The following is a 24,506-nucleotide window of genomic DNA, read 5'->3' as shown; positions in this document are numbered from 1 at the left end:
GCCGCGCGCTCCCGCCCCGGGCGCTGACTACGCTTGCCGTACAGCAGTCAGACGTACGCGAGCGAGGAGCAGCACTGTGGCGGTACGAGCGGTCCGGGGCGCCGTCCAACTGGAGCGGGACGAGGCCGGGCACATGGGCGAGCAGGTCAGGGCGCTGCTCACCGCCATCCTGGAGCGGAACGGACTGACGGACGACGACCTGATCAGCATCTGGTTCACGGCCACGCCCGACCTGCACGCCGACTTCCCCGCGGCGGCCGCGCGCGGCATCGGCCTCGCCGACGTACCGCTGATCTGCGCCCAGGAACTGGACATCGAGGGCGCCATGCCCCGCGTCGTCCGCGTCCTCGCCCACATAGAGACCGACCGCCCCCGTTCCGAGATCGCGCACGTCTACCTCGGCGCCGCCGCCGCACTCCGCAAGGACATCGCCCAGTGAGAACCGCCCTCGTCATCGGCACCGGCCTGATCGGCACCTCCGCCGCCCTGGCCCTCGCCTCCCGCGGCGTCACCGTCCACCTCGCCGACCACGACCCGGCGCAGGCCCGCACCGCCGCCGCGCTCGGCGCCGGCACCGACGAACCCCCCGAGGGACTCGTCGACCTCTGCGTCGTCGCCGTACCGCCCGCGCACGTCGCCGCCACCCTGGCCGAGGTCATCCGGAGCGGGGCCGCCCGCGCCTACCTCGACGTGGCGAGCGTCAAGGGCGGCCCACGCCGCGAGCTGGAGGCGCTCGGCCTCGACCTCACCCCGTACATCGGCACGCACCCCATGTCCGGCCGCGAGCGCAGCGGCCCGCTCGCCGCCACCGCCGACCTCTTCGAGGGGCGGCCCTGGGTGCTCACCCCGACCCGCGACACCGACACCGAGGTGCTCAACCTCGCCCTGGAGCTGGTCGCGCTCTGCCGCGCCGTGCCCGTCGTCATGGACGCCGACGCCCACGACCGCGCGGTCGCCCTCGTCTCCCACATGCCGCACCTGGTCTCCAGCATGGTCGCGGCCCGCCTGGAGCACGCCGAGGAGACGGCGGTACGGCTGTGCGGCCAGGGCATCCGCGACGTCACCCGCATCGCCGCCTCCGACCCCCGGATGTGGATCGACATCCTCTCCGCCAACCCCGGCCCGGTCGCCGACCTGCTGGCCCAGGTCGCGGACGACCTCGACGAGACCGTGACGGCGCTGCGCGCACTCCAGTCCGACGACGAGGAGAAGCGGGCCGAGGGCGCCGCGGGCGTCGAGAGCATGCTGCGGCGCGGCAACGCGGGCCAGACCCGGGTGCCCGGCAAGCACGGCTCGGCCCCGGCGGCGTACGAGATCGTCGCGGTGCTCATCAACGACCAGCCCGGCCAGCTCGCCCGCATCTTCGGCGACGCGGACCGCGCGGGCGTCAACATCGAGGACGTCCGCATCGAACACGCCACCGGCCAGCAGGCGGGCCTGGTGCAGCTCATGGTCGACCCGAAGGCCGCGCCCGTGCTCAGCGCGGCGCTGCGGGAGCGGGGCTGGTCGATCCGGCAGTAGGCGCCCGCCGGAGGGCCCGGGGAAGGGGCTGTCGGGGCCGGGTGCGCGAGCCAGTAACCTTGTGCGGGGCGTGTTCGCGTCCCGCCTCCCCGCCCCGCGTACCGCGAAAGGTGCCCGCCCCCCGTGGAAACCGCAGCAACCGCCGCCCCGGCAGCAGTGATCGTCGCCATCGACGGGCCCTCCGGCACGGGCAAGTCGAGCACCTCGAAGGCCGTCGCCGCCCAGCTCGGCCTCAGCTACCTGGACACCGGCGCCCAGTACCGCGCGATCACCTGGTGGATGGTGCACAACGGCATCGACCTCACCGACCCGAGCGCGATCGCCGCCGTGGCGGGCAAGCCCGAGATCGTCTCCGGCATAGACCCGGGCGCCCCGACCATCACGGTCGACGGCACGGACGTCGCGGGCCCGATCCGCACCACCGAGGTGACCTCCAAGGTCAGCGCGGTCAGCGCCGTCCCCGAGGTGCGCACCCGTATCACCGAGCTCCAGCGCGCCATCGCCCGCTCGGCCGAGAAGGGCATCGTCGTCGAGGGCCGCGACATCGGTACGACCGTGCTGCCCGACGCCGACCTGAAGATCTTCCTCACCGCCTCGCCCGAGGCGCGCGCCGCCCGCCGATCCGGCGAGCTGAAGGGCGCCGACGTCAAGGCGACCCAGGAAGCCCTGATCAAGCGGGACGCGGCCGACTCCAGCCGCAAGACGTCCCCGCTGGCCAAGGCCGACGACGCCGTCGAGGTCGACACCACCGAGCTCACGCTCCAGCAGGTCATCGAGTGCGTCGTCACCCTCGTCGGGGAGAAGCGGGCCGCGAAGTGACCGAAGGAGCTTCAGGGCGCGGCGCCCCCGAACAGGCCGCCTCGGAGCGGGGCGCGGAGGTCGGCCGCCGCATCGGCGTCGGCCTCATGTACGGCCTGTTCAAGCCCCGCGTGCTGGGCTCCTGGCGGGTCCCCGCCCGCGGCCCCGTGATCCTGGCCGTCAACCACGCGCACAACGTGGACGGCCCGATGGTCATGGGCGTCGCGCCCAGGGCGACGCACTTTCTGATCAAGAAGGAAGCGTTCATCGGCCCGCTCGGCACCTTCCTGGACGCCATCGGCCAGGTGAAGGTGGACCGTTCGATCGCCGACCGGGCAGCCATCACCCGCGCCCTCGGCGTCCTGGAGCAGGGCGGCTGCCTCGGCATCTTCCCGGAGGGCACCCGCGGCGAGGGCGACTTCGCCTCGCTGCGCGCCGGGCTCGCGTACTTCGCCGTCCGGTCCGGCGCCCCGATCGTCCCGGTCGCGGTGCTGGGAAGCACCGAGAAGCGCGGACGGTTGATAAAGCAGCTGCCCCCGCTGCGCAGCCGGGTCGACGTCGTCTTCGGCGACCCGTTCGAAGCGGGCGACGGCAGCGGACGGCGTACACGCAAGGCGCTGGACGAAGCCACCGTGCGCATCCAGGAGCGGCTCTCCGCCCACCTGGAAAACGCCAGGCGCCTGACCGGGCGCTGAGCGAGACTTATCAAGTAGTGCCCCGGTCCGACGTACGGGCCGCTGCACCGATCACCACGATGAACGACGAGGTACGGACTTCATGAGCGACCAGATCCAGCCCGAGGGCGACGGCTTCGCCGAGCACGACCACGGGGCGCTCGGCGACGCCGAGTACGCGCAGTTCATGGAGCTCGCCGCCGAGGAGGGCTTCGACGTCGAGGACGTCGAGGGCGCCATCGAGGAGGCGGGCCACGGCCCGCTGCCCGTCCTCGCCGTCATCGGCCGCCCCAATGTCGGCAAGTCGACGCTGGTGAACCGCATCATCGGCCGCCGCGAGGCCGTCGTGGAGGACCGCCCCGGCGTCACCCGCGACCGCGTCACCTACGAGGCCGAGTGGTCGGGCCGCCGCTTCAAGCTCGTCGACACCGGCGGCTGGGAGCAGGACGTGCTCGGCATCGACGCGTCCGTCGCCGCCCAGGCGGAGTACGCCATCGAGGCCGCGGACGCCGTGGTCTTCGTCGTCGACGCCACGGTCGGCGCCACCGACACCGACGAGGCCGTCGTGCGCCTGCTGCGCAAGGCCGGCAAGCCCGTCGTCCTGTGCGCCAACAAGGTCGACGGCCCCTCCGGCGAGGCCGACGCCACCGCCCTGTGGGCCCTCGGCCTCGGCGAGCCGCACCCCGTCTCCGCGCTGCACGGCCGCGGCACCGGCGACATGCTGGACGCCGTCCTGGAGGCGCTGCCCGAGGCGCCCGAGCAGACCTTCGGCACGGCCATCGGCGGCCCCCGCCGCATCGCGCTCATCGGCCGCCCGAACGTCGGCAAGTCCTCGCTGCTCAACAAGGTGGCGAACGAGGACCGCGTGGTCGTCAACGAACTGGCGGGCACCACCCGCGACCCGGTCGACGAGCTGATCGAGCTGGGCGGCATCACCTGGAAGTTCGTCGACACGGCGGGCATCCGCAAGCGCGTCCACCTCCAGCAGGGTGCCGACTACTACGCCTCGCTGCGCACCGCCGCCGCCGTGGAGAAGGCGGAGGTCGCGGTGATCCTCATCGACGCCTCCGAGACCATCTCGGTGCAGGACCAGCGCATCGTGACGATGGCCGTCGAGGCGGGCCGCGCGATCGTGGTCGCGTACAACAAGTGGGACACCCTCGACGAGGAGCGCCGCTACTACCTGGAGCGGGAGATCGAGACCGAGCTCGCGCAGGTCGCGTGGGCGCCGCGGGTCAACGTCTCGGCGACCACCGGCCGGCACATGGAGAAGCTCGTCCCGGCGATCGAGACGGCCCTCGCGGGCTGGGAGACGCGCGTGCCGACCGGCCGCCTGAACGCGTTCCTCGGCGAGATCGTCGCCTCCCACCCGCACCCGGTCCGCGGCGGCAAGCAGCCCCGCATCCTCTTCGGCACCCAGGCGGGCACGAAGCCGCCGCGCTTCGTCTTCTTCGCCTCCGGCTTCATCGAGGCGGGCTACCGCCGCTTCCTGGAGCGCCGTCTGCGCGAGGAGTTCGGCTTCGAGGGCACGCCGATCCACATCTCGGTGCGGGTGCGCGAGAAGCGCGGCCGCAAGAAGTAGCCGCCGCCACGTGGGTGTACGTACGTGAATGCCCGGCCCTCCGATTCCAGGGGGGCCGGGCATTTCGCTGTGCTCTGGGGGCCTCAGAGCTCGCGGCGGGGAGCCGGTGGCAGGGCCGCGGGGACGTGGTGGTGGCCTGCGGCGTGGTGATCGTGCTGGCCGTAGCGGCTCAGGTGGAACTGCCCGAAGTGTGGCGTGCCGTACGGCCCTGTGCCGAAGGCGGTGAACCCCAGATGCTCCTCGCCGCTGCGGTCGCCGGGCAGGGCCCGGAAAGACCGGCGGTACTCCGAGTACAGCGTGTCGTAGATCGGTGTGGCCGAGCGCTCGCCCGTGGCGTCCTGCGCGGTGCGCATGGACGGGATCGGGTTCTGATACGCCGGTCGGGAGCGGGAGGGGTCGTATGTGTGCACGTCTGTGCCAACGAAACCGTCGCCCGACGGATGCGGGGGGCGGCGCCGCTTTCCGGCTCGGCAGGAGCGTGACCGGCGCGTTCACGGCTCGGGGCGGCTCGCGCGGGCACCGGTCCGGTCCCCTGTCCGGGGCCGTTCCGCGCCCCGGTCAGGTCCCGGCGAGCGGCATCATCGACGCGACGAGCTGTCCGCGGGCCGCGGTCCTGTCCAGGGCGTCCCGCAGCAGGTCCTCGCGCGGTTGCCGACCGATGGATCCTGCCGGGGCGGCGAAGAGCAGCACGCTCTGCGTCTTGTTCGCCGCCGTCCGCCAGGCCTCGGTGACCTGGAGCGGCTGGTGGGCCTGCCACCAGGCGACGGGGGCGCCGCCGCCGGTACCGGGCTGGAGGACGGCGTGCAGCCGGCCCATCGCGAGCAGCACCGACCAGCCGTGCAGCACGGGCGGGAGGCCGTCGAGGGAGACCACCGGCATGAAGCCCTGCTCGATCAGGAGCGGCAGGAACTCGTCGCCGCCGTCCGAGGCGGTGCCCGGGCGGGCGATGGGCCCGGTGGGCTCCACGACGAGCGCGGGGTGCAGTTCGCCCTTGATGAGGACCAGGCCGCTGGTCACGCCGAGCACGGCTTGGCTGGGGGCGGCGTCGCCGGGCGCTTCGGCGTCCTCGCCGGTGATGGACCGCACGGCTCCCTGGAGCTGCTCCTCGGAGACCGTGACGATCTGGGAGGGCAGGCAGGTGGCGTGGGCGAAGGCGAGCACGGCGGTCTCGTCGCCGATGAACAGGACCGTGCTGGTGCGTTCCTGTTCGGAGTCGCCCGGGGTGCGGCAGGACGTGCAGTCGTAACTGCCCGGGGTGTTCTCTCCGGCGAGCAGCCGGTCGGCTTCTTCGTCGCCGATCTCGGCGCGTACGTCGTCGCTGACGTCGAGCATGCGCGGCACGGGTGGCTCCTCGGGATCGTCACGTGGGGTGCTTGGGGCGGGTGCGCCGAGCCGGGGGGCCCGGCTCGTAAGAAGACAACGGCGGATCAGTGGCGCGAGTCACGGATGGCGGCGAACGGAATCGACCCATCCGCGGTGGAGCGTGAGCCGACCGCCGGAAACTGCCACTCCGCTCCAACAGGACGCCTGTGCAGGGAAGTTGGGGTGGCGGGGTGGGGCGCAGTCCCCAGGGGGCGATGGTCGATAAATGGGGATAACAGCGAATGAAGTGGATGGCTGAATCTCGCTGATGCTCGCGGTAACGATGGGGTAACGCGCAACTCGGCCGGAATGGTGGGGAGTTGGTCGATATCGGGGTGAATGGGCGAGTGGACCCCTGGAATCCGCCACCCTATGCGGCCGGGCCGCCCGGGCGCGTCCGCCGATCGGGCCACCGGGCGCCGGGGCCCGGGGTCCGGGGTCCGGGCCGAGGGTCCGTCCGGGTGGGGTCGCGGCCGGGGCGGCGCGGCACGCCGCGGGCGCGGGGAGGGGGCGCCTAGCGTGGCCCGATGCATGTGACGCATTCGAGGCATATCACGCATTTCGGTCACCTGGGGCGCCTGGGACCGGCGCGCGGTCTGAGGTCCTTGGCGACGGTCGTGGGCGTGGCCCTGGCCGCGGTGGTGCTGCCACCGGCCGCCGCGTCCGCGGCCCCGTCGCCGCCGAGAAGCGCCCCGTCCGAGGCGTACGACTGCTCCACGGCCAAGGGCCGGTGGAACTGTCTCGCCGAGTGCGAGAGCAGCGGACGGTGGGACGCGAACACGGGTAACGGCTTCTACGGAGGGCTGCAGTTCTGGCAGCCGACCTGGGAGGAGCACGGCGGGCTCCAGTACGCGCCGCGCGCCGACCTGGCCACGAAGGAGGAGCAGATCAAGGTCGCCGAGAAGGTGTTGCAGAGCCAGGGGTGGAAGGCCTGGCCGGCCTGCTCCAAGAAGCTGCGACTCGAACAGTTCGACCGGCGCGTTCATGTGGTCCGGTCCGGCGAGACGCTGAGTTCGATCGCCCGGCAATACGGGGTCGTGGGGGGCTGGAAGGCCCTCTACAAGGCCAATCGGGATGTCGTCGGGGGCAACCCCGACCGGATCCGTGTCGGGACGGAGCTGGTCATTCCGGGGCGGGCCTGAGCTCTGCCGCCTCTCCGCTGAAGACCACCGCGCCCCGGCGCAGTTCATGCACCACGACCGCCGCCCGCCCCGCGCGAACGCGCGGGGCGGGCGGCAGTCGATGTTCGGCCACGACCACGCAGGTGTCCGGTCCGGCCAGGCCGGCCAGCAGGGCGTGGGTGCGGGCCGCGAGGGGCGGTGACATGCCCTGCGTCGGTTCGTCGACGAGGATCACCGAGGCCCGCGCGAGCAGGGCGCGGGACAGGGCGAGCATGCGTTGCTCGCCGCCCGAGAGGGTGCCCGCGCGGCGGGACAGCAGGGGGCGCAGCTCCGGGTAGGCGGCGAGGGCGGGGCCGAAGCCGCCGTCGGCGCGGGAGAGCTCCAGGTTCTGCGCGACGGTGAGGGAGGAGAACACCGCCTGGCGGTCCGGTACGAAGCACAGGCCCCGGGCCGCCCTTTCGTGGGCCGGGCTGCGGGTGATGTCGCGGCCGTCGTGGAGCACGGCTCCGCAGGAGAGGCGGAGCGTGCCGGCCAGGGCGCGCAGGGCCGTGGTACGACCGGAGCCGTTGCGGCCCAGGAGGACGGTGAGGGCGGCGGCGGGGGCGGCCAGGGTGATGCCGTGCAGGGCCTCCAGCGGGCCGTAGTGGACGTGGGCGTCGCGCAGTTCGATGCCCTTCATCCGGTGTGCTCTCCCTCGGCCGCGCGGGCCTCTGCCAGGACCTGGTGCGGCGGGCCCGACGCGATGACGCGGCCCGCCGCCATCAAGTGCACGGTGTCGGCGAGGTCCGCCACGAGGTCGAGGTCGTGCTCGACGACGAGGAGCGCCATGCCGTCGGCCGCCAGGGCGCGCAGCAGGGTCGCCAGGGCGGCCGCTTCGGAGGCGTCCAGACCCGCGGCCGGTTCGTCCAGGAGGAGGGTGTGGGGGGTGCCGGCGAGGGCTCTGGCGAGTTCGGTGCGGCGCAGTGTGCCGGTGGGGAGGCCGGTCGCGGGGTGCGCGTGGAGGTGCGTCAGGTCCAGGAGCCGCAGCGCGAGGGGAGTGGCCAAGGGCGCGGACCGGGCGGTCTGCTCCGCGCCCACCTGGATGTTCTCGGCGATCGTCAGGGACGGGAAGACCGCCAGTTGCTGGAAGGTGCGGGCCATGCCGAGGCGCGTACGGGCGTGGGCGGGGAGCCTCGTGATGTCGCGGGCGCCGAGGGTGACGCGGCCTGTATCGGGGCGCAAGGTGCCGGCCAGGCAGTGGAAGAGGGTGCTCTTGCCCGCGCCGTTGGGGCCGACGACCGCGGTGACGTGGCCTCGGGGGACGGCGAGCGTGACGTCGCGCAGGGCGGTGAACCCGTCGTAGGTGAGGGTGAGGTGGTGGGCCGTCAGCGGGGGTGGACCGCCGGGGCCGCCGGGGGCGGTGGCGGTACGGGGGTGGCGTGGGCGAGGGGCTGCGTCCGGTGCGAGGTGCTGCGGGCGTGGGCGTCCGTGGGCCTCCCGAGGCGGGGCCTGCGGGGCGGGGCGGAGGGCGGTGCGGGCGGCCGTGCCCAGGGCGGTGAGGCGGGCCGGGCGGTGGAGGCGGCGTGTGGCGGCGCGCAGCGCCTCGTAGGGCCCGCCGGGAAAGCGGCCGATCAGTACCGCGAGGACGCCGATCACCGCCGCGGCGACGCCGCCGCGCGTCCCCGCGTCGAGGCCGACCAGCAGGGCCGCGGCCGCCAGCGCCCCGAGGACGCTGTCCGAGCCGAGGACCACCACCGCCGCGAACCAGAGCAGCCCGCGCACGGGGTCGTACGCCTCGGAGTCGAATGCCCGCTGGCCCATCGCGAGCATCCCGCCGCCCAGCGCGGCCAGCGCCGCCCCGGTGACGAACGCCCCGAGCTTGAGGGCCCGTACGGGCACTCCCGCGGCCGCCGCCCCTGCCTCGTGGTCCCGCATCGCGGCGAGCGCGCGCCCCGTACGGCCTCGCCGCAGCGCGATGACGACGAGCAACGCCCCTGTCAGGAGCGCGAGTTCGAGGACGTAGTACGCGCGGTCGCCCGTGAAGCCGGCGGGGCGGTCCACGGTCAGTCCCGAGGTCGCGTACGGCTGGGTGAAGACGAAGCGGCTGACGCCCACGCCGACCGCGAACGTCGCGAGGGCCAGCGCCAGGCCGTGGCGGCTGATCGCGGGCCACCCGGTGAGCAGGCCGAGCGGTGCGACGAGCAGGACCGTCACGGCCAGGGCCGGCAGGTGCGGGAGTTCGGGCAGGCCGGGGAAGCGGCCCGCCGCGAGGAGGGCGGTGAAGAGGGCGCCGAGGCCCGCGTACGCCGCCTGACCCAGGGAGATCCGGCCGCCGCGGCCCGTGACGATCACGAGGGAGAGCAGGATCACCGCCAGCGCGGGGACCTGGACCGACGTCGTCAGATCCGTGCCCGCGAAACCGAGGGGGATGAGGAAGAGGACCGCGGCCACTATCCAGGCGCCCGGCGGGGTCGGCATCCGGGCCGTCGCCGTGCGCGGGAGCGCGTCGCCGGAGCCGATGCCGGGCAGGATCAACGCCGCGAACAGGAGCGCGATCACGAAGAGGTTCGCCCCGGCGGTCTGCACGAGCTGTTCCAGCGCGCCCCCCGGGTGCAGGCGCGTCAGCTGGCTCTGCGCCACCCCGAGCCCGATCGCCACGGTCACGGCGACGGGCAGGCTGCGCATCCCGGCCGCCACCGCCACCGCGACCACCTCCATGACCAGCAGCGGCATGCCGTAGGGGTCCAGGCGTACGAAGGGGGCGAGCAGGACGCCGGTGAGGCCCGCCGTGAAGGAGCCGAAGGCCCACCCCGCGGCGGCCACCCGGTCCGCGTCGACGCCATGGAGCACGGCGAGCCCGCGGTTGTCGACCACGGCGCGCAGCGCGCCGCCGAAGCGGGTCCAGCGGGTGACGGCCCCGACGGCCGCGGCGAGCAGGAGCGCCGCCCCCAGCGGGCCCCACGGGTCTGCGGGCAGCAGCGTGGGCGCGTCGTCGCGGGCGCCCGGCCCCCACAGCAGGGCGGCCCCGCCGACGAGGAGGACGAAGACGCCGAGGGAGGCGACCAGGGTCTGGGCCGGATCGCTGCCGAGGACCGCCAAGGGGCGGAAGACCGCGCGGTCCAGGAGCAGGCCGATGCCGGGGGCGACGACGAGCAGGGTGAGCGCCGCGGCGAGGGGGAGCGGCCAGTGCCACTCCGCGGTCAGCTGCCGCAGGACGTAGGCGCAGACCATGGCGATCGCGCCGTGCGCGAAGCTGAGGACCCCGGTGGCGCGATACGTGACGATCAGCCCGATGCCGGTGAGAGCGGCGGCACCCCCGACCGAGAGCCCGGCCAACGTCAGCTCGTAGCTCAGGGACGACACCGGGTCAGGACTCCTGGCCGGGCTCGGTGGCCCCCGACGGCCCGTCCAGCTGCGCGGTGGGCCCGGACGGGGCATCAGGCGGCTCCGTCTCCGTGCCGGGCCGCTGCGGCTCACAGATCGGGCAGGGGGCCAGGGTGCCCGTGGCCACGGTCGTGGTGTCCGCGGGGAGCGCCTCCGGCTTGCCCGCGACCAGGGGGCAGTCCGCGCGGTGCCGGAGTGTGCCGCCGGGGACCATGAGGAGCGTCCCGCTGGTGGCCACGGGAACCTTCGGCCGCTCCTCGGCTTCCGTGGTCCCGGTCGCCACCAGCAGCCCGTACAGCTCCTCGACGCGCGCCGCCGCCAGGGCGCTCCTGCCGTGGGTGAGGAGCACCGCGCCCGCCACGATCAGCGCCGCGCCCGGCACCGTGCAGGAGGCGAGGTAGGGCAGCTGCCGCTCGGCGAACCGTTCCCCCGAGACGCCGTACCAGCCGAGCACGCAGAGCACCGCGCCGCCGGCCAGCGCCGCGAAGGCGGCCCACAGCACGGGGTGCGCGGCGCGCGGCCGGGTCGGGCCGGACGCACCGGCCGTCCGAACTGTCTGAGCCGCCCGCATCGAGGCCCCCTGGGACACGTCGTCGGTCACATCAGCAACGTCGGTGGGCTGTCCATGTCAGCCGATGGCTTGCACTATGCCTTCTGCGAGCTGACCCTGAAAGCACCGGGCCGTCACGGCCCGGACCGACACCCGGTGGTGAGCCAGATGGTTCTCGGGAGCAACCCCAGGCGGGGCGCGGCACTGGCGGCCGCCGCGGCCTTGCTGATCGGCCCGGCCGCCGTGGCCTGCGGCGACGACAGCGGAGGCGGGGGCGGCGGCACACCGCCCGAGCCGTCCGTGGAGAAGACGACCGAACCGGCGAAGGACACCGCCACCGCCACCGCGCCCGCCGACCCGGCGGCCGCGGAGAAGGAAGTCCGGGAGAACTGGGAGAAGTTCTTCGACCCCAAGGTGTCGCTGAAGGACAAGGAAGCCGTCCTGGAGAACGGGGCCAAGATGCGCGCAGTCCTGGAGGGCTTCAGCGGCGACGAGCGCGGCAAGCAGGTCGCGGCGAAAGTCGGCGAGGTCGAGTTCACCTCGGCGAAGGAAGCCGACGTCACGTACGCGCTGACCCTGAAGGGCGCCACCGCGCTGCCCGACGCCTCCGGCACGGCCGTCAACCAGGACGACACCTGGAAGGTGTCCGTCAAGACCCTCTGCGCGCTGGTGAAGCTGAGCGGTAATGCGTCGCCCGGCCCGGGCTGCTGAGGCGCTGCTCGTCGCGGCCCTCCTCGTGGGCGGCGCGGCCTGCGGGTCCCGGCTGCCCGAGAGCGACTTCGAGCGGCGCGGCACGGCCCCCGCGCCCGACCGGAAGGCGCCGGTCAGGGTCGGCATCATCACCAGCGCGACCAGCCCGGTGGGCGGCGCCGCCTTCACCGGGCCGCGCGACGGGGCGAAGGCGTACTTCGACCGGCTGAACGCGCGCGGCGGCATCCAGGGCCGCGAGGTGGAGGTGCGCACCTGCGACGACGGCGGCAGCGGCGTCGGCAACAACGACTGCGTGCGCGAGCTCGTCGAGGAGCAGAAGGTCGTCGCGCTCGTGGCCACCGCCTCCCTGGACTACGCGGGCGCCTCCCGCGTCTCCCGCGCGCGGGTGCCCGACATCGGCGGACAGCCGATCGGAGCGGCGTACGAGACGTATCGGCATCTGTACGGGATCTACGGCAGCCTGGCCCCGCGCGAGGGCAAGCCGGGGTGGGACGGCAAGCTCTACGGCGGCACCGAGGTCTACCGCTACTTCAAGCGGGAGCAGGGCGCGCGGACCGCCGCCGTCGTCTCCTACAACCAGGCCGCCTCCGCCGCGTACGCCCGCCTCGTCACCAGAGGGCTGAAGGCGGAGGGCTACAAGGTCGTCACCGAGCAGGTCGACTTCGCGCTGCCCAACTTCCGCGCGGCCGCCGCCGATCTGAAGGAGCAGGGCGCCGACCTGGTCTTCGACGCGATGGACACGCACGGCAACGCCCGGCTCTGCGAGGCGATGGACGAGGTCGGGGCGGAGGTCACCGCCAAGGTCACCAACGTGCAGAACTGGACCTCGACCGTCGGCGAGGACTACAAGGACGCGCCGCGCTGCCGCAACGCCCTGTGGGCCACCGGGTCGAGCAGGAACTACGAGGACACCGCGCATCCGGCCGTGCGGGAGTTCCGTTCGGCCATGAAGGGGAAGACGCTCTCCCAGTGGCAACTGGAGGGCTGGGCCGCCGCCATGTGGTTCACCGACGCGGCGAGGGCCTGCCTGAGCGGAAAGGGCGAGGGTGCGGATGAGGTGACGCGCGCGTGCGTGGACAGATTCATGAACCGGAACGAGCCGTATGCGGCGCGTGGGCTGCTCCTGCCCGTGACCTTCGAGCAGCGGTCCGAGCCCCCGGCGCACCGCAGGACGTGTGTGTCGGTGGCCCGTTGGCGGGACGGGAAAGGCTGGATCACCCAAGGGCGAGCCCAAGAGGGAGCTCACGGGGGAACTCAAGGGGGAGACATGACCGAGAACTGTTTCGACGTTCCCCAGCTCGCCTACCAGCCTTGATGCGTGGGAGTGCGGGAAAGTTCCCGTTCTTGGCTCTCGATCATGTATCTGTTCCAAAACAGGATGGTAGTGACACCCAACCTTTGGCCACGAATTACCGTCTAACCCTGCGGTAGGCGGACGAGGGGGGACTGTCCGCATAGAAACGCGGGATACGGGGACGCATGCACATCTCTTTCCTCATACACAACGCGTACGGGATCGGAGGGACGATCCGGACGACGTACAACTTGGCGAACACGCTGGCCCAACAGCACGACGTCGAGATCGTCTCCGTCTTCCGGCACCGCGACGAGCCGGTGTTCGCGCCTGACCAGCGCGTGCGCCTGAGCCACCTCGTGGACACGCGCAAGGACAGCCCGGGCTACGAGGGGGAGGACCCCGAGTACCTGCGGCCCGCCCGTACGTTCCCCAGCGCCGAGGGCCGCTACGACCAGTACAGCGCGCTCACCGACCGGCGCATCGCCGCGCATCTCGGGGCCCTGGAGGCGGACGTCGTCGTCGGCACCCGGCCCGGGCTCAACGTGCACATCGCCCGGCAGACCGCGCGCGGCCCCCTGCGCGTCGGCCAGGAGCACCTCACGCTCGACAGCCACTCCAGGGAACTGCGCCGCCAGCTGCGCAGCGTCTACCCGCGCCTCGACGTCCTCACCACGACGACCGAGGCCGACGCCCGCGCCTACCGGCGCAAGATGCGGCTGCCCGGCGTCCATGTGCAGGCCCTGCCGAATCCCGTGCCCGCGCCCGGCATAGAGCCCGCCGACGGCACCCACAAGTGGGTCGTCGCGGCCGGGCGGCTCGCCCCCGTCAAGCGGTACGACCTGCTGATCAGGGCCTTCGACAAGGTGCGGCGCGAGCGCCCCGACTGGCGGCTGCGGATCTACGGCAGCGGCAAGCAGAAGGAGAAGCTGCGCGCCCTGATCGACGAACTCGGTCTCTACAACCACGTCTTCCTCATGGGGCCCGCCCACCCCATCGAGCCCGAGTGGGCCAAGGGTTCCATCGCCGCCGTCACCTCCAGCCTGGAGTCCTTCGGCATGACGATCGTCGAGGCGATGCGCTGCGGCCTGCCCGTCGTCGCCACCGACTGCCCGCACGGCCCCGGCGAGATTATCGACAACGGCGTCGACGGGCGCCTCGTCGAGGTCGGCAACCCCGACGCCATCGCCGGCGGACTGCTCGAACTGATCAACGACGACTCGCTCCGGCACCGGATGGCGGACGCCGCGCTCCAGGACTCCGAGCGCTTCGACCCGGTCCGCATAGCCGAGCGCTACGACGCGATGTTCTCCGGGATGCTCGCCCGCGGGACCTCGTTCGGGGGCCGGATGCGCGGCTCCCTGCACCGCACGCGCGGCGCGCTGCTCGGGGGCGCGTACGCGGTGCGGGATCTCCGACGCGTCCAGACGAAGGGATCGACCGCATGACGGCCTTGGCCACCTCGCACGAGGCGTCCCACACCGGGGACGACCACAAGGCCTCCACGGCGCCGCGCGCCGACTGTGTCGCCGACTCAGCCGGGGGCCTCACCTTCGACGTGACGGACCCCGGGGAGGCGGGGGCGAAGGACGCCGCCTACCTGCTGCTGCGCCGCCGGGACGCCGACTCCGCCGAGGACTGCGTCCGGCTGCCGCTCTCCCCGTCGGCCGACGGGCGGCTGCGGGCCGCGCTGCCCAGCACCGTCGAGCTCGCCGAGGGCCGCTGGAACGCGTACGCGCAGGTCGCGGGCGGTGAGCCGCGCCGCCTGATGCCGGGCGTGAACGACCTGCGCTCGCTCGTCGACCGCGCTCCCAGCGGCAGCCGCGGCCATGTCGCGGTGCGCATCCCCTACGCGACGAAGCAGGGCAACCTCTCCGTGCGCAGCTGGCTGCGGGCACCGCACGCCGAGGCCGGCGAGATCGAGCTGGCGGACGGCGCCATGACCGTCCACGGTCGCGTTTACGGCACGTCGCTGACCGGCGCCGCGTACGCCGAGGCCGTCCGGCGCGCCGAGCCCGGTCTCGTCCACCGGGCCGAAGTCACCGCCGATGGACCGGAGTTCACGCTCGGGATGCGCCACAGCCTGCTCGCGGACAGCGGGCCGGGCCCGTGGGACCTGTGGCTGCTCCCGGACGGCGAGAGCGGGCAGCGCGTGCGTCTGGCCCGGCTCCTGGACGACGTACCGGACAAGAAGGCGATCTTCACGTATCCGGTGACGCGCTGCGAGACGGTGCACGGGGTGCTGGAGGCGGGCCCGTACTACACCCTCGACAACGACCTGTCCGTCCGCGTCCGCGAGGCCGGGAGCGAATAGCTCTCCGGGGGGGCAGGGCCCCGTAAGGGGGGCGGGGAACTGCGCGATCAGCCACCCACCATCCACAGACGCCGACCCGCCTGCCGCCTGCCGCCTGCCGGCAACGGTCGTACGGCGACCGCGGGCCGCCCTCGGCCGCTCGCGCAGTTCCCCGCGCCCCCTTACGGGGACTGGTCCTGGGCGGCAGGGGTGCGCCCCTACGGGAGGTTGTCCGCACCCCCCGTCAATGAGGACCGTCGCTGTCCTGAAGGCCGGGCACAATCGCCTCCATGCTGGAGACCTCGGCACGACTGCTCCGCCTGCTCCGGCAGTGGGGGCGGTCCGGCGCCGACCTCGCCGACCGCCTCGGCGTCACCGCGCGCACCGTGCGCCGTGACGTGGACCGGCTGCGCGAGCTCGGCTACCCCGTCAACACCGGCCCCGGCACCGGCGGCGGCTACCAGCTCGGCGCGGGGGCCGAGCTGCCGCCGCTGCTACCGCGACCATGCGGGCAGTTCCACCCGCCGGACCGTCGAACCGCACCGGCTGGTGCGCACCGAGCGCCGCCGGTATCTCGTGGCGTGGGACCTGGAGCGCGCGGACTGGCGTACGTTCCGCGTGGACCGGCTCACGCCGAAGCCGCCGCACGGGCCGCGCTGCGCGCCGCGCACCCCGCCGGCCGACGACCATGGCCGCGTACGTCGCCGAGGGCGTCTCCACCCGCGCGTACGCCGCGCACGCCGTGGTCCGCCTCCTCGTGCCGCTGGAGGAGGCCGCCGAGCGGATCCCCCGGCCGACGGCACCCTGGAGGCCGAGACCGAGCGGAGCTGCCTGCTGCGCACGGGGGCGGCGAGCCTGGACGTGATGCTCTTCCACGTGATGTTCCTGGGACTGGAGTTCGAGGTGGTGGAGCCCGCCGAGCTCACCGAGCGGATCAGGGTGGCCCGGAACCTCCTGACCCGGGCCCTGGACCGGGGAGCGCCGTCCGACCCGGGCGCGTCGCCCGACCGGTCGTAGGCCGCGCCAGGGGTGGCGCCAGGGCCGGCGCTGGACCGGAACCATGAATTCCCTATGCTCCCTCAATGCCGGTACGCGGGACCCGGATTCCGAAATGCGGAGGGTCCGTAAAGGCGATGCGGGATTATGCGGGGCGGTTGTCGCCGGGGGCGTTGGGCGACTTTCCGGGGTATCGAAGACTTCCGCGAATTACTCCGTCAGACGTACGGAACCGCCCATACGTGTGACGGAGTTCGACCGAAACGCACGTCGTGATCCTGTGACAAAAGCGTGACCGGAGAGGTATCAGTCACGCATGGTGTCCGGCCTCCCGGCCTTCCCTCGGCAGCGCCGCGCCGCCTAACGTGGCGTCCATGGCACCTATTCCGACCCCTCCCGCAGAGCCCCAGGACAGCCCGGACCGTTACGTGGGCCTGGCGGCCGAAGCCGCCGAGCGGCAGGCGCGCGAGCACGGCTGGTCCACCGTCAGGTCGCTGCCGCCGGGGGCGATCATCACCATGGAGTACCTCGCGGGGCGGCTCAACTTCGAGGTCGAGGGGGGCGTCGTGACGCGCTCCTGGAAGGGCTAGCACCGTGCCACGACGAAGGCCCCGGCTCCTCGACGGAACCGGGGCCTTCGCGATGCGTCTTCGCGATGCGCCTTCATGGGCGGGCGGGGGATGGCGGTGCGTACCGGCCCCCGCCCTCTGTCGGGTCAGCCGCCCGCCACCGGACGGGCCGACGTGGTGCCGCGCGTCGCGCGGTCGGAGTGCGGCGGCCTGCGGCTGCCGGCCGGCGTGACCGGAGTGCGTTCCGAGCGGGCCGTGTGGGGGCCGGGCGCGAGGTAGGCCGGGGTCCGTGCCGAGCGGGCCGCGCCGACCGGCTCGCGGGCGGGCATCTGCTCCTCCGCGCGGGGCCGCTGCGGCACCATCGCGGGGGCGCCGACCGGAGCTCCGGGAATCGCCGCGGGCTCGGGCAGGGCCGCCGTACCGGCGCGGCGGGCGCGCCAGGACTCGCGGACGCCGAAGATCACGGCCTCGATCCGGGTGATCAGCGGCTCGAACCAGGGCAGCGCGAGCAGAATGAGCAGGCCTGCGGCCCAGCCGAGGAAGACGTCGCTCAGCCAGTGCGTACCGAGGTAGACGGTGGTGAGGCCGACGCTCAGCGAGACCACGGCCGATACGGCCGACAGATAGCGGCGGGTGCGCGGGGTCGAGGCGAGGTAGGCCAGGATTCCCCAGGTCACGACGGCGTTGGCGGTGTGGCCGCTGGGGAATATATCGCCGCCGAGCCACATCTCGTTGGAGCCGATCGTGGTCGCGTAGTGCGGACCGAGGCGGCCCATGCCGAGCTTGGCGGCGCCGACCGTCACATTGAGCAGGAGCAGCGAGGCGCCGAACATCAGCAGCGGGCGCAGGGTGTGCTGACGCCAGGAGCGCCAGCCGAGCCAGGCCGCGACCATGACAGCCGTGGGGCCGCGCTGGCCGAGGACGACCCAGTAGTCGAGGAAGGCGTGGATCTCCGGCCACTGCTGGTAGGGCCGGAAGAACATGACCTGCCAGTCGAACCGCACCAGCCACGAGGTGGTCAGCACGGCGACGACGATGGCGAGGTAGAAGGCCAGGGTCGCGCTGAAGAGCACGACCCGGTGCCGGCTCATCCTCGGTACATCGAGGTGGGTCGGTCGTTCCGGCTCACGGTCGAGCCGGGCGAAGACCCGGTCAAGACGGGTGAGGTTTCGTTCGGTACGCACCCAATCGACGTTACAGCGGGTGAGTCTTGCACTAGGCCGAATCAGTGGCTTTGTGATGACGATGTGATGTGGGATTCATCTCAGCGAGGTGTTTATTCCGCGGATTCCTTATTCGGCCGCCAACGCATTGCCTGAATTCGTTGATCGTCTCCGATGGCGTTTTATGGGCCTTATGAATTCGTTCACCGGGAGCCGGTGGGGATTTTCCCTTACGGTCACCGCGGGCCCGGAAATGATCATGACGGGATCGGGTGGGATCACGGCGGCCCCGACCCGTGCAGCCAGAACGCCCCGTACACCGCGCCGACCACGGCCACACTCCCGAGGACCAGCGCCGACCTGGACGTACGCAGCCGGGCCAGCGCCACCGCGAGGGGCAGCAGCAGCGGGAAGGCGGGCAGCAGAAGACGCGGCTTCGAGCCGAAGTAGCCCGCCGCGCACAGCGCGAGCGCGACGACGATCCCGGTGTGGACGAGCAGCGGCAAGGGCTGGCGCTGCCGCACCCCGACGACGTACAGCCAGACCACCAGCGCCACCCCGACGATCAGACCCAGCCCCGCGAGGGCGCCGGGGACGGAGGTGAACTTGTCGCCGACGAAGCGCGCGAAGGCGTAGCCGAAGTCGAAGCCGTTGCCCCAGCCCGCCTGGACGTCGAGATAGCCGAAGAGGCCGTCGCCCGTGCGGTGGCCGACCCACAGCACGTACCCCGCGGCGCCGAGCGGTGCCAGGAGCGCCCCGAGGATCATGCGCCAACCGGCCCGCCGCTCCCGGTACACCCGCACGGCGACCGTCACCCAGATCGCGGCGACCACCGCGGCGCCCACCGGCCGGGTCAGCCCCGCCAGGGAGGCCAGCACGCCCGCCAGGACCCAGCGCTCCCTGAGCACGGCGTACAGCGACCAGGCGGCCAGCGCCGTGAACAGGGACTCGCTGTACGCCATCGACTGCACGATGCCGACCGGCAGCACCGCCCACAGCGCGGCGGCGCAGACCCCGGCCCGGCGCCCGTACAGCTGGTCGGCGACCGCGAAGATCCCCGCGGCGGCGAAGAGCGACGCGAGCCAGCTCACCACCAGGCCCGCGTCGGCGTACGACAAGGGGCTGACCGCCGCGCCGAGCCGCTCCAGCCAGGGCAGGAGCGGGAAGAACGCGAGGTTCGAGTGCACGCTGCCGTCGGGGAGCGTCACCTCCCAGCCGTAGCCGTGCTCGGCGACGCGGGTGTACCAGAGCGAGTCCCAGCGGGCGGCCAGCAGCGTGTGCGGGCTCCTGCCCGCCACCGCGCTCCACACCGCCAGCACCGCGAGGCCCAGCGCGCGCACCCCGGCGTACACCAGGAGGGCGGGCGCCGCGCGGCGCAGCGTGAAGCCGGCCGACGGCGGCGAGAGGCGTTGATCAAGATCGGTCACGGGCTCGATTATCGGCCGTGGCGGGGAACGGATGCCCGCCCGGGAGCACAGACCGGGCGCGCAGGGCGTGGCGCACGCCACACCACGTCCGTACAACCGTGAGAGGTCCACCACGCGCCCCAGGGATGAACTCGCGTACTCTGGCCGCTCACTCGCCTTTGTCTGCGCCGCCGGAGCAGCCAGTCCCCATCCCGCAGGCCGCCGAAGCGAGGGATCACTGGGAGGTACGCACATGTCCGGGACGACCACGGCCGCAGCACCGCAGGGCCGTCGGGGATCCGGGGCCGGTGCCGGGGCCAACCGCTGGCTCGTGCTCGTCGTCCTCTGCGTCAGCCTGCTGCTGGTCGCCGTCGACGCCACCGTCCTGCACGTCGCCGTGCCCGCGGTCACCGAGGACCTGAAGCCCGGCGCGATCGAACTGCTGTGGATCGTCGACATCTATCCACTGGTCTGCGCCTCGCTCCTCATCCTCTTCGGCACGCTCGGCGACCGCGTCGGCCGCAGACGCGTCCTGCTGCTCGGGTACGCCCTCTTCGGCGTCGCCTCGGCGGTCGCGGCCGTCGCGGACAACGCGCAGGTGCTGATCGCCGCCCGGGCGCTGCTCGGCGTCGGCGGCGCGATGATCATGCCCGCGACGCTGTCGATCCTGCGCCAGGTCTTCCCCGACCGGCGCGAGCGGGCCGTCGCCATCGGCATCTGGAGCGCGGTCGCCGCCGTGGGCGCGGCCGTCGGGCCGCTGCTCGGCGGGTTCCTCCTTGAGCACTTCTGGTGGGGCTCCGTCTTCCTCATCAACATCCCGCTGATGCTGGTCAGCCTGCCGATCGGACGCTGGCTGCTGCCCGAGTCGACCGGGGAGCGCGACGGGCCGTGGGACGTGGCCGGCGCGCTGATGGCCGCGGGCGGTCTCTTCGGCGTCGTGCTCGGCGTGAAGCGGCTCGGCGGCGGCGAGTCGCCGCTCGGCGTCACGACGCTGCTGTCCCTGGCCGTGGGCGCCGCCCTGCTCACCGGCTTCGTCCGCAGGCAGCGGCGGCGCAAGCACCCCCTGGTCGACCTGTCGATGTTCCGGCGGCCCGCCTTCAGCACGTCGGTCGGCTGCATCGTGCTCGCCATGCTCGCGCTCGTGGGCCTGGAGCTGATCGCCGCGCAGTACCTCCAGCTGGTCCTCGGCCTCTCCCCGCTGGAGACCGGCCTGCGGCTCCTGCCGCTCACCATCGCCGCGATGGCCGCGGGCCTCGCCGGGTCGAAGCTGCTGCACCGCTTCGGGCCGCGCACGATGGTCTGCACGGGGTTCTGCCTCACCGCGGCCGCCGTGGTGGTGCTGACCGGCATGGGCGGCCACGCCAACGACATCCTGCTGCTCACCGGCTTCGTTCTGCTCGGCTTCGGCCTGGAGACCACGCTCTTCGGCGCCTACGAGTCGATGCTCAGCGAGGCCCCGCCCGCGCAGGCGGGCGGCGCCGCCGCCATCGGCGAGACCTCCTACCAGCTGGGCGCGGGCATCGGCATCGCACTGCTCGGCACCGTCATGAACGCCGCGTACGCGCCGGGCCTCTCCTCGGTGCCGGGCGTCCCCGCGGCGGACAGCGCGGCGGCGAGCCACTCGCTCGGCGAGGCCTACGAAGTGGCCGCACGGCTCGGCGGCGGTGCGGGCGAGGCCCTGCGCGCCGCGGCCCGCGACTCCTTCGTGCACGGCCTGCACGTGACGCTGCTGGTCAGCGCCGGACTGCTGCTGCTCGGCGCGCTCGCCGCGCTGAGGCTGCCGCGGGCCATGGAGTGCGGGGCGCCCGCGGCCCGGGCCGACTCGGCCGAGCAGGGGATTCCGGCACCGCGGGACCCCGCGGGCGTGGGCGTGGACTCCCTGCGCTGAGCCACGCCGGGCGTGGCGCCCCCGCGCCGAGCCACCCTGGACGTGCGGCACACCGCGTCGTAACGTCAGCGCGAGCCGTAGCTGACTACCACCGCTAGTTTTGTGCCGCCGGAGGCCCGCATGTCCGCAAGCGCCCGCACCCCTCTGCCGCCCTTCGACCCCGCCGACCCCCTCGGCATCGACGACCTCCTCGGCCCCGAGGACCTCGCGATCCGCGACACGGTCAGGGCCTGGGCCGCCGACCGGGTCCTGCCGCACATCGCGGACTGGTACGAGAAGGGCGAACTGCCCGGCATCCGCGAGCTGGCCCGCGAGCTCGGCTCCCTCGGGGCGCTCGGCATGTCGCTGGAGGGCTACGGCTGCGCGGGCGCGAGCGCCGTCCAGTACGGGCTCGCCTGCCTGGAGCTGGAGGCCGCCGACTCCGGCATCCGCTCCCTGGTCTCCGTGCAGGGCTCCCTCGCCATGTACGCCATCCACCGCTTCGGCTCCGGGGAGCAGAAGCAGCGGTGGCTGCCCGGGATGGCCGCCGGCGAGATCATCGGCTGCTTCGGCCTGACGGAGCCCGACCACGGCTCGGACCCGGCGTCCATGCGGACGTACGCGAAGAGGGACGGCGCGGGCGCGGACGGCGCCGACTGGGTGCTCAGCGGGCGCAAGATGTGGATCACGAACGGCTCGGTGGCGGGGGTCGCCGTCGTCTGGGCGCAGACCGAGGAGGGGATCAGGGGGTTCGTCGTACCGACCGACAGCCCCGGCTTCTCGGCACCGGAGATCAAGCACAAGTGGTCGCTGCGCGCGAGCGTCACCAGTGAGCTGGTGCTGGACGAGGTGCGGCTGCCGGCCGACGCGGTCCTGCCGGGGGTCGTCGGCCTGAAGGGCCCGCTCAGCTGTCTGTCCCACGCGCGCTACGGCATCGTCTGGGGTGCGATGGGCGCCGCCCGGTCGTCCTTCGACGCGGCGGTGGAGTACGCGAAGACCCGGGAGCAGTTCGGCCGGCCCATCGGCGGCTTCCAGCTGACCCAGGCCAAGCTCGCCGACATGGCGGTCGAGCTGCACAAGGGCGTCCTGCTCGCCCATCATCTCGGACGGCGCCTGGACGCCGGCAGGCTCCGTCCCGAACAGGTCAGCTTCGGCAAGCTCAACAACGTGCGTGAGGCGATCGAGATCTGCCGCACGGCCAGGACGATCCTGGGCGCCAACGGGATCTCGCTGGAGTACCCCGTCATGCGGCACGCGACGAACCTCGAATCGGTGCTCACCTATGAGGGCACCGTCGAGATGCATCAGCTGGTGCTGGGCAAGGCGCTCACCGGCCTCGACGCCTTCCGGTGACCCCGGCCGGCTCCCGGTGAGCGGCCTTGCCCCTAGCTCTGGTTGAAAAAGCCGTCCGAGGGGCGGCTCGTGGCCTCGCCGTTGACGATGTGCGTGTCGGCGGGGGTGAGCAGGAAGACCCGCGTCGCCACGCGCTCGATCGAACCGCGCAGGCCGAAGGTGAGGCCGGCCGCGAAGTCGACCACGCGCTTGGCGTCCGTGGGCTCCATGGACGTGAGGTTCATGATGACCGGCACGCCGTCCCGGAAGAGCTCGCCGATGGCGCGCGCGTCCCGGAAGCTGTCCGGGGTCACGGTCCCGATCCGGCGCCCGTCGTCCGTGGCCTTCTCGTCGGCCACCCGCCCGCGCGGGTCGGTGACCCAGGCCTCAGGCTGGCCGGGCCCCTCGTCCCGGTCGTCTTCGTAGCCGTCGTCGTAGTAACGCTCGTCGTTGTTGTCGTCGACGAGGCCAAGCCAAGCACTCGCCTTGCGCACCGATCCCATGGACGCCTCCTCTCACTGCGGTTTCCCTGCGTTCCGCATCCCTATGCTCGTCCATGATGCGGATGGTGCGCCAAGTGGATAGTCGCCGCGCGGGGTTTTCGTGACGGTACTGGTGCACAGTCAACACGCCGACGCATGCCGTACTTCAAGGGCCGTACTGTGCGCGGTTGCTGACAGAGAGTGAAATATGATGATCGACGGCGTATGGGTGACGGTGGGTGCGGACGGGTGAACGGTTCTCGCTGCGATGCGGGAGTTGATCAGTCAAGGGTCGCTCGGGGGAGTCGTCGACTACGACGGGCTGATCGTCCCGGTTCTGACGGGGGCTCAGGCCGAGCGGTCGACCGGTGGGTCGCAGTCATCAGGTGACAGGGCATCAGGCGGGGGCGCACGTGCACGATGTGCTGCGTCGACGCACCCCGCGGTCGGTCGCCGAGGAACACCTCGGGCCGCGCGAGTCCGTATGGAAGGGTTGATCACCATGAGCACCGAGCACCCCGAAATGAGCACCGAGCGTCCCGATCACACAGAACACGCTTCGGGCCCCGACCCCGTACGGGACTGGGAGCGCTGGCACGCGCAGCGCACCGAGACGGTCGCGGCCCCTTACGGGCCGCTCTCCCTCACCGGCACGCACTGGCTCGCGGACCATCCGGACGGTTCAATTCTGGACATCCCCGGGCGGTGGACAGAGACGCCCGACGCGGTCGTCCTGACCGCCCGTGCGGAAGACGGCCTGACCGTCGACGGACAGCCCCTGGACGGCGAGGTCCGGCTGACCGCCGACAGCGGTCCGGCCGCCGAGGCCCGCGTCGCACACGGGGAGCGCCGGCTCGTCGTCATCCGGCGCGAAGGTCTGTGGGCGGTACGCGACTTCGACCCGGGCGCCGCAACGCGCCGCGCCTTCAAGGGCATCGACGCCACCCCGTACGACGCGCGCTGGGCCGTGCCCGGACGCTTCACCCCGTACGCCGAGGACCGCACCGTCACCGTAGGCAACGCGGACGGCAAGGAGCGTGGCCTCGGGCTCGGCGGTGAGCTGTCCTTCCGGCTCGGAGGCCACGGAGGGTCCGGGGGCACCGAGCACACCCTTCAGGTGAGCGTCGAGGCCAACGGTTCGCTGTGGGCCGTCTTCGCGGACGCCACCGGCGGCGTCTCCAGCTACCGCTTCCGTTTCCTGCGGCCCGCCGCGCCCGACGCCGAGGGGCATACGACGGTCGACTTCAACCGGGCGCTGCTGCCGCCGTGCGCCTTCGCCGACCACTTCATCTGTCCCTTCCCGCCGCCGGGCAACACCCTGACCACGGAGATCGCGGCGGGCGAGCGGAATCTCCTGGACCGCTGACCGGACCCGACAGCGGGGGAGACCGGGACCGGTTCACGGCCGAAAGGCGCCCTTGT

The 24,506-nt window shown here is 72.9% G+C and carries 23 protein-coding genes and 1 pseudogene; 16 read left to right on the top strand and 8 right to left on the bottom strand.

All coding sequences use genetic code 11. The features are described 5' to 3' along the window. Positions 1-76 precede the first annotated feature (76 nt). From aroH to der, 5 genes are all read left to right on the top strand, one after another. Complete coding sequence (aroH, locus tag ACOBQB_RS17700) at positions 77-439, top strand: chorismate mutase (protein WP_223773826.1); 363 nt, start codon at positions 77-79, stop codon at positions 437-439. After that, positions 436-1,521, top strand: a complete 1,086-nt coding sequence (locus ACOBQB_RS17695) for a prephenate dehydrogenase (protein ID WP_423592865.1) — start codon at positions 436-438, stop codon at positions 1,519-1,521. The genes aroH and ACOBQB_RS17695 overlap by 4 nt, the downstream gene beginning before the upstream one ends. Positions 1,522-1,644: 123 nt before the next feature. Next, a complete protein-coding gene (gene cmk / locus ACOBQB_RS17690) occupies positions 1,645-2,340 on the top strand; it encodes a (d)CMP kinase (protein WP_423592864.1) in 696 nt (231 codons plus the stop codon). Continuing rightward, on the top strand, positions 2,298-3,014 hold the full coding sequence (locus ACOBQB_RS17685; protein WP_423592862.1) for a lysophospholipid acyltransferase family protein: 717 nt from the start codon (positions 2,298-2,300) through the stop codon (positions 3,012-3,014). Before cmk ends, ACOBQB_RS17685 begins: the two co-directional genes overlap by 43 nt. A gap of 82 nt (positions 3,015-3,096) precedes the next feature. Further along, positions 3,097-4,575, top strand: coding sequence for a ribosome biogenesis GTPase Der (gene der / locus ACOBQB_RS17680; RefSeq protein ID WP_423592860.1), 1,479 nt, complete (start codon positions 3,097-3,099; stop codon positions 4,573-4,575). 83 nt (positions 4,576-4,658) lie between these two features. On the opposite strand, the gene ACOBQB_RS17675 is transcribed toward der, so the two are convergent. Together ACOBQB_RS17675 and ACOBQB_RS17670 are read right to left on the bottom strand one after the other, a co-directional pair. Continuing rightward, the gene (locus ACOBQB_RS17675) at positions 4,659-4,985 is read right to left on the bottom strand and encodes a hypothetical protein (protein WP_423592858.1); all 327 of its coding nucleotides are present in this window, start codon (positions 4,983-4,985) and stop codon (positions 4,659-4,661) included. Between the two features lie 148 nt (positions 4,986-5,133). Further along, positions 5,134-5,916, bottom strand: a complete 783-nt coding sequence (locus tag ACOBQB_RS17670) for a hypothetical protein (RefSeq protein WP_423592857.1) — start codon at positions 5,914-5,916, stop codon at positions 5,134-5,136. Positions 5,917-6,560: 644 nt separating this feature from the next. On the opposite strand from ACOBQB_RS17670, the gene ACOBQB_RS17665 reads away from it, so the two are divergent. After that, positions 6,561-7,079 (top strand): transglycosylase family protein, encoded by a 519-nt coding sequence (locus tag ACOBQB_RS17665; RefSeq protein WP_423592856.1) that lies wholly within the window; start codon positions 6,561-6,563, stop codon positions 7,077-7,079. Here the strand turns inward: ACOBQB_RS17665 and ACOBQB_RS17660 are convergent. The 3 genes from ACOBQB_RS17660 to ACOBQB_RS17650 are packed head-to-tail and all read right to left on the bottom strand — an operon-like array spanning position 7,060 to position 10,992. Further along, positions 7,060-7,737 carry an ATP-binding cassette domain-containing protein gene (locus ACOBQB_RS17660; RefSeq protein WP_423592854.1) on the bottom strand — a complete coding sequence of 226 codons (678 nt, stop codon included), beginning with the start codon at positions 7,735-7,737 and terminating at the stop codon, positions 7,060-7,062. The two genes, ACOBQB_RS17665 and ACOBQB_RS17660, sit on opposite strands and share 20 nt — an antisense overlap. Beyond that, positions 7,734-10,400 carry an ABC transporter permease subunit gene (locus tag ACOBQB_RS17655; protein ID WP_423592852.1) on the bottom strand — a complete coding sequence of 889 codons (2,667 nt, stop codon included), beginning with the start codon at positions 10,398-10,400 and terminating at the stop codon, positions 7,734-7,736. The genes ACOBQB_RS17660 and ACOBQB_RS17655 overlap by 4 nt, the downstream gene beginning before the upstream one ends. Before the next feature lie 4 nt (positions 10,401-10,404). Next, a complete protein-coding gene (locus tag ACOBQB_RS17650) occupies positions 10,405-10,992 on the bottom strand; it encodes a hypothetical protein (protein WP_423598558.1) in 588 nt (195 codons plus the stop codon). 54 nt (positions 10,993-11,046) lie between these two features. On the opposite strand from ACOBQB_RS17650, the gene ACOBQB_RS17645 reads away from it, so the two are divergent. The 7 genes and pseudogenes from ACOBQB_RS17645 to ACOBQB_RS17615 all read left to right on the top strand — a co-directional run bounded on the left by ACOBQB_RS17645 (position 11,047) and on the right by ACOBQB_RS17615 (position 16,855). Further along, positions 11,047-11,682: a hypothetical protein gene (locus tag ACOBQB_RS17645; protein ID WP_423592851.1), complete on the top strand. Its 636-nt coding sequence runs from the start codon at positions 11,047-11,049 to the stop codon at positions 11,680-11,682. Further along, a complete protein-coding gene (locus tag ACOBQB_RS17640; RefSeq protein WP_423592849.1) occupies positions 11,657-12,997 on the top strand; it encodes an ABC transporter substrate-binding protein in 1,341 nt (446 codons plus the stop codon). Before ACOBQB_RS17645 ends, ACOBQB_RS17640 begins: the two co-directional genes overlap by 26 nt. A 164-nt stretch (positions 12,998-13,161) precedes the next feature. After that, the gene (locus tag ACOBQB_RS17635) at positions 13,162-14,424 is read left to right on the top strand and encodes a glycosyltransferase family 4 protein (protein WP_423592847.1); all 1,263 of its coding nucleotides are present in this window, start codon (positions 13,162-13,164) and stop codon (positions 14,422-14,424) included. Beyond that, positions 14,421-15,290 (top strand): hypothetical protein, encoded by an 870-nt coding sequence (locus tag ACOBQB_RS17630; RefSeq protein ID WP_423592846.1) that lies wholly within the window; start codon positions 14,421-14,423, stop codon positions 15,288-15,290. The genes ACOBQB_RS17635 and ACOBQB_RS17630 overlap by 4 nt, the downstream gene beginning before the upstream one ends. 269 nt (positions 15,291-15,559) lie before the next feature. Further along, a pseudogene (locus tag ACOBQB_RS17625) lies at positions 15,560-15,673 on the top strand (HTH domain-containing protein); the annotation flags it as partial. Positions 15,674-15,818: 145 nt separating this feature from the next. Next, the gene (locus ACOBQB_RS17620) at positions 15,819-16,286 is read left to right on the top strand and encodes a helix-turn-helix transcriptional regulator (RefSeq protein WP_423592844.1); all 468 of its coding nucleotides are present in this window, start codon (positions 15,819-15,821) and stop codon (positions 16,284-16,286) included. A gap of 353 nt (positions 16,287-16,639) precedes the next feature. Further along, positions 16,640-16,855: an I78 family peptidase inhibitor gene (locus ACOBQB_RS17615; protein WP_423592842.1), complete on the top strand. Its 216-nt coding sequence runs from the start codon at positions 16,640-16,642 to the stop codon at positions 16,853-16,855. 125 nt (positions 16,856-16,980) lie between these two features. Here the strand turns inward: ACOBQB_RS17615 and ACOBQB_RS17610 are convergent, their stop codons facing one another. Continuing rightward, on the bottom strand, positions 16,981-18,018 hold the full coding sequence (locus ACOBQB_RS17610) for a phosphatase PAP2 family protein (RefSeq protein WP_423592840.1): 1,038 nt from the start codon (positions 18,016-18,018) through the stop codon (positions 16,981-16,983). 257 nt (positions 18,019-18,275) lie between these two features. Continuing rightward, positions 18,276-19,424 carry a glycosyltransferase family 39 protein gene (locus tag ACOBQB_RS17605; RefSeq protein ID WP_423592839.1) on the bottom strand — a complete coding sequence of 383 codons (1,149 nt, stop codon included), beginning with the start codon at positions 19,422-19,424 and terminating at the stop codon, positions 18,276-18,278. A 232-nt stretch (positions 19,425-19,656) separates the two neighbouring features. Here ACOBQB_RS17605 and ACOBQB_RS17600 point away from each other — a divergent pair, with 232 nt between their 5' ends. Beyond that, complete coding sequence (locus ACOBQB_RS17600; protein WP_423592837.1) at positions 19,657-21,291, top strand: MFS transporter; 1,635 nt, start codon at positions 19,657-19,659, stop codon at positions 21,289-21,291. 120 nt (positions 21,292-21,411) lie between these two features. Beyond that, the gene (locus ACOBQB_RS17595; protein WP_423592836.1) at positions 21,412-22,623 is read left to right on the top strand and encodes an acyl-CoA dehydrogenase family protein; all 1,212 of its coding nucleotides are present in this window, start codon (positions 21,412-21,414) and stop codon (positions 22,621-22,623) included. A 32-nt stretch (positions 22,624-22,655) separates the two neighbouring features. On the opposite strand, the gene ACOBQB_RS17590 is transcribed toward ACOBQB_RS17595, so the two are convergent. Then, positions 22,656-23,105, bottom strand: a complete 450-nt coding sequence (locus ACOBQB_RS17590) for a cell division protein SepF (RefSeq protein WP_423592834.1) — start codon at positions 23,103-23,105, stop codon at positions 22,656-22,658. Positions 23,106-23,607: 502 nt separating this feature from the next. Between ACOBQB_RS17590 and ACOBQB_RS17585 the strand changes: the two genes are divergently transcribed. Further along, the gene (locus ACOBQB_RS17585; protein ID WP_423598556.1) at positions 23,608-24,450 is read left to right on the top strand and encodes a DUF1684 domain-containing protein; all 843 of its coding nucleotides are present in this window, start codon (positions 23,608-23,610) and stop codon (positions 24,448-24,450) included. Positions 24,451-24,506 lie beyond the last annotated feature (56 nt).

Source organism: Streptomyces sp. G5(2025) (assembly GCF_049542075.1).
Classification (GTDB): domain Bacteria; phylum Actinomycetota; class Actinomycetes; order Streptomycetales; family Streptomycetaceae; genus Streptomyces.
This window is presented reverse-complemented; position numbering and strand designations above follow the sequence as displayed.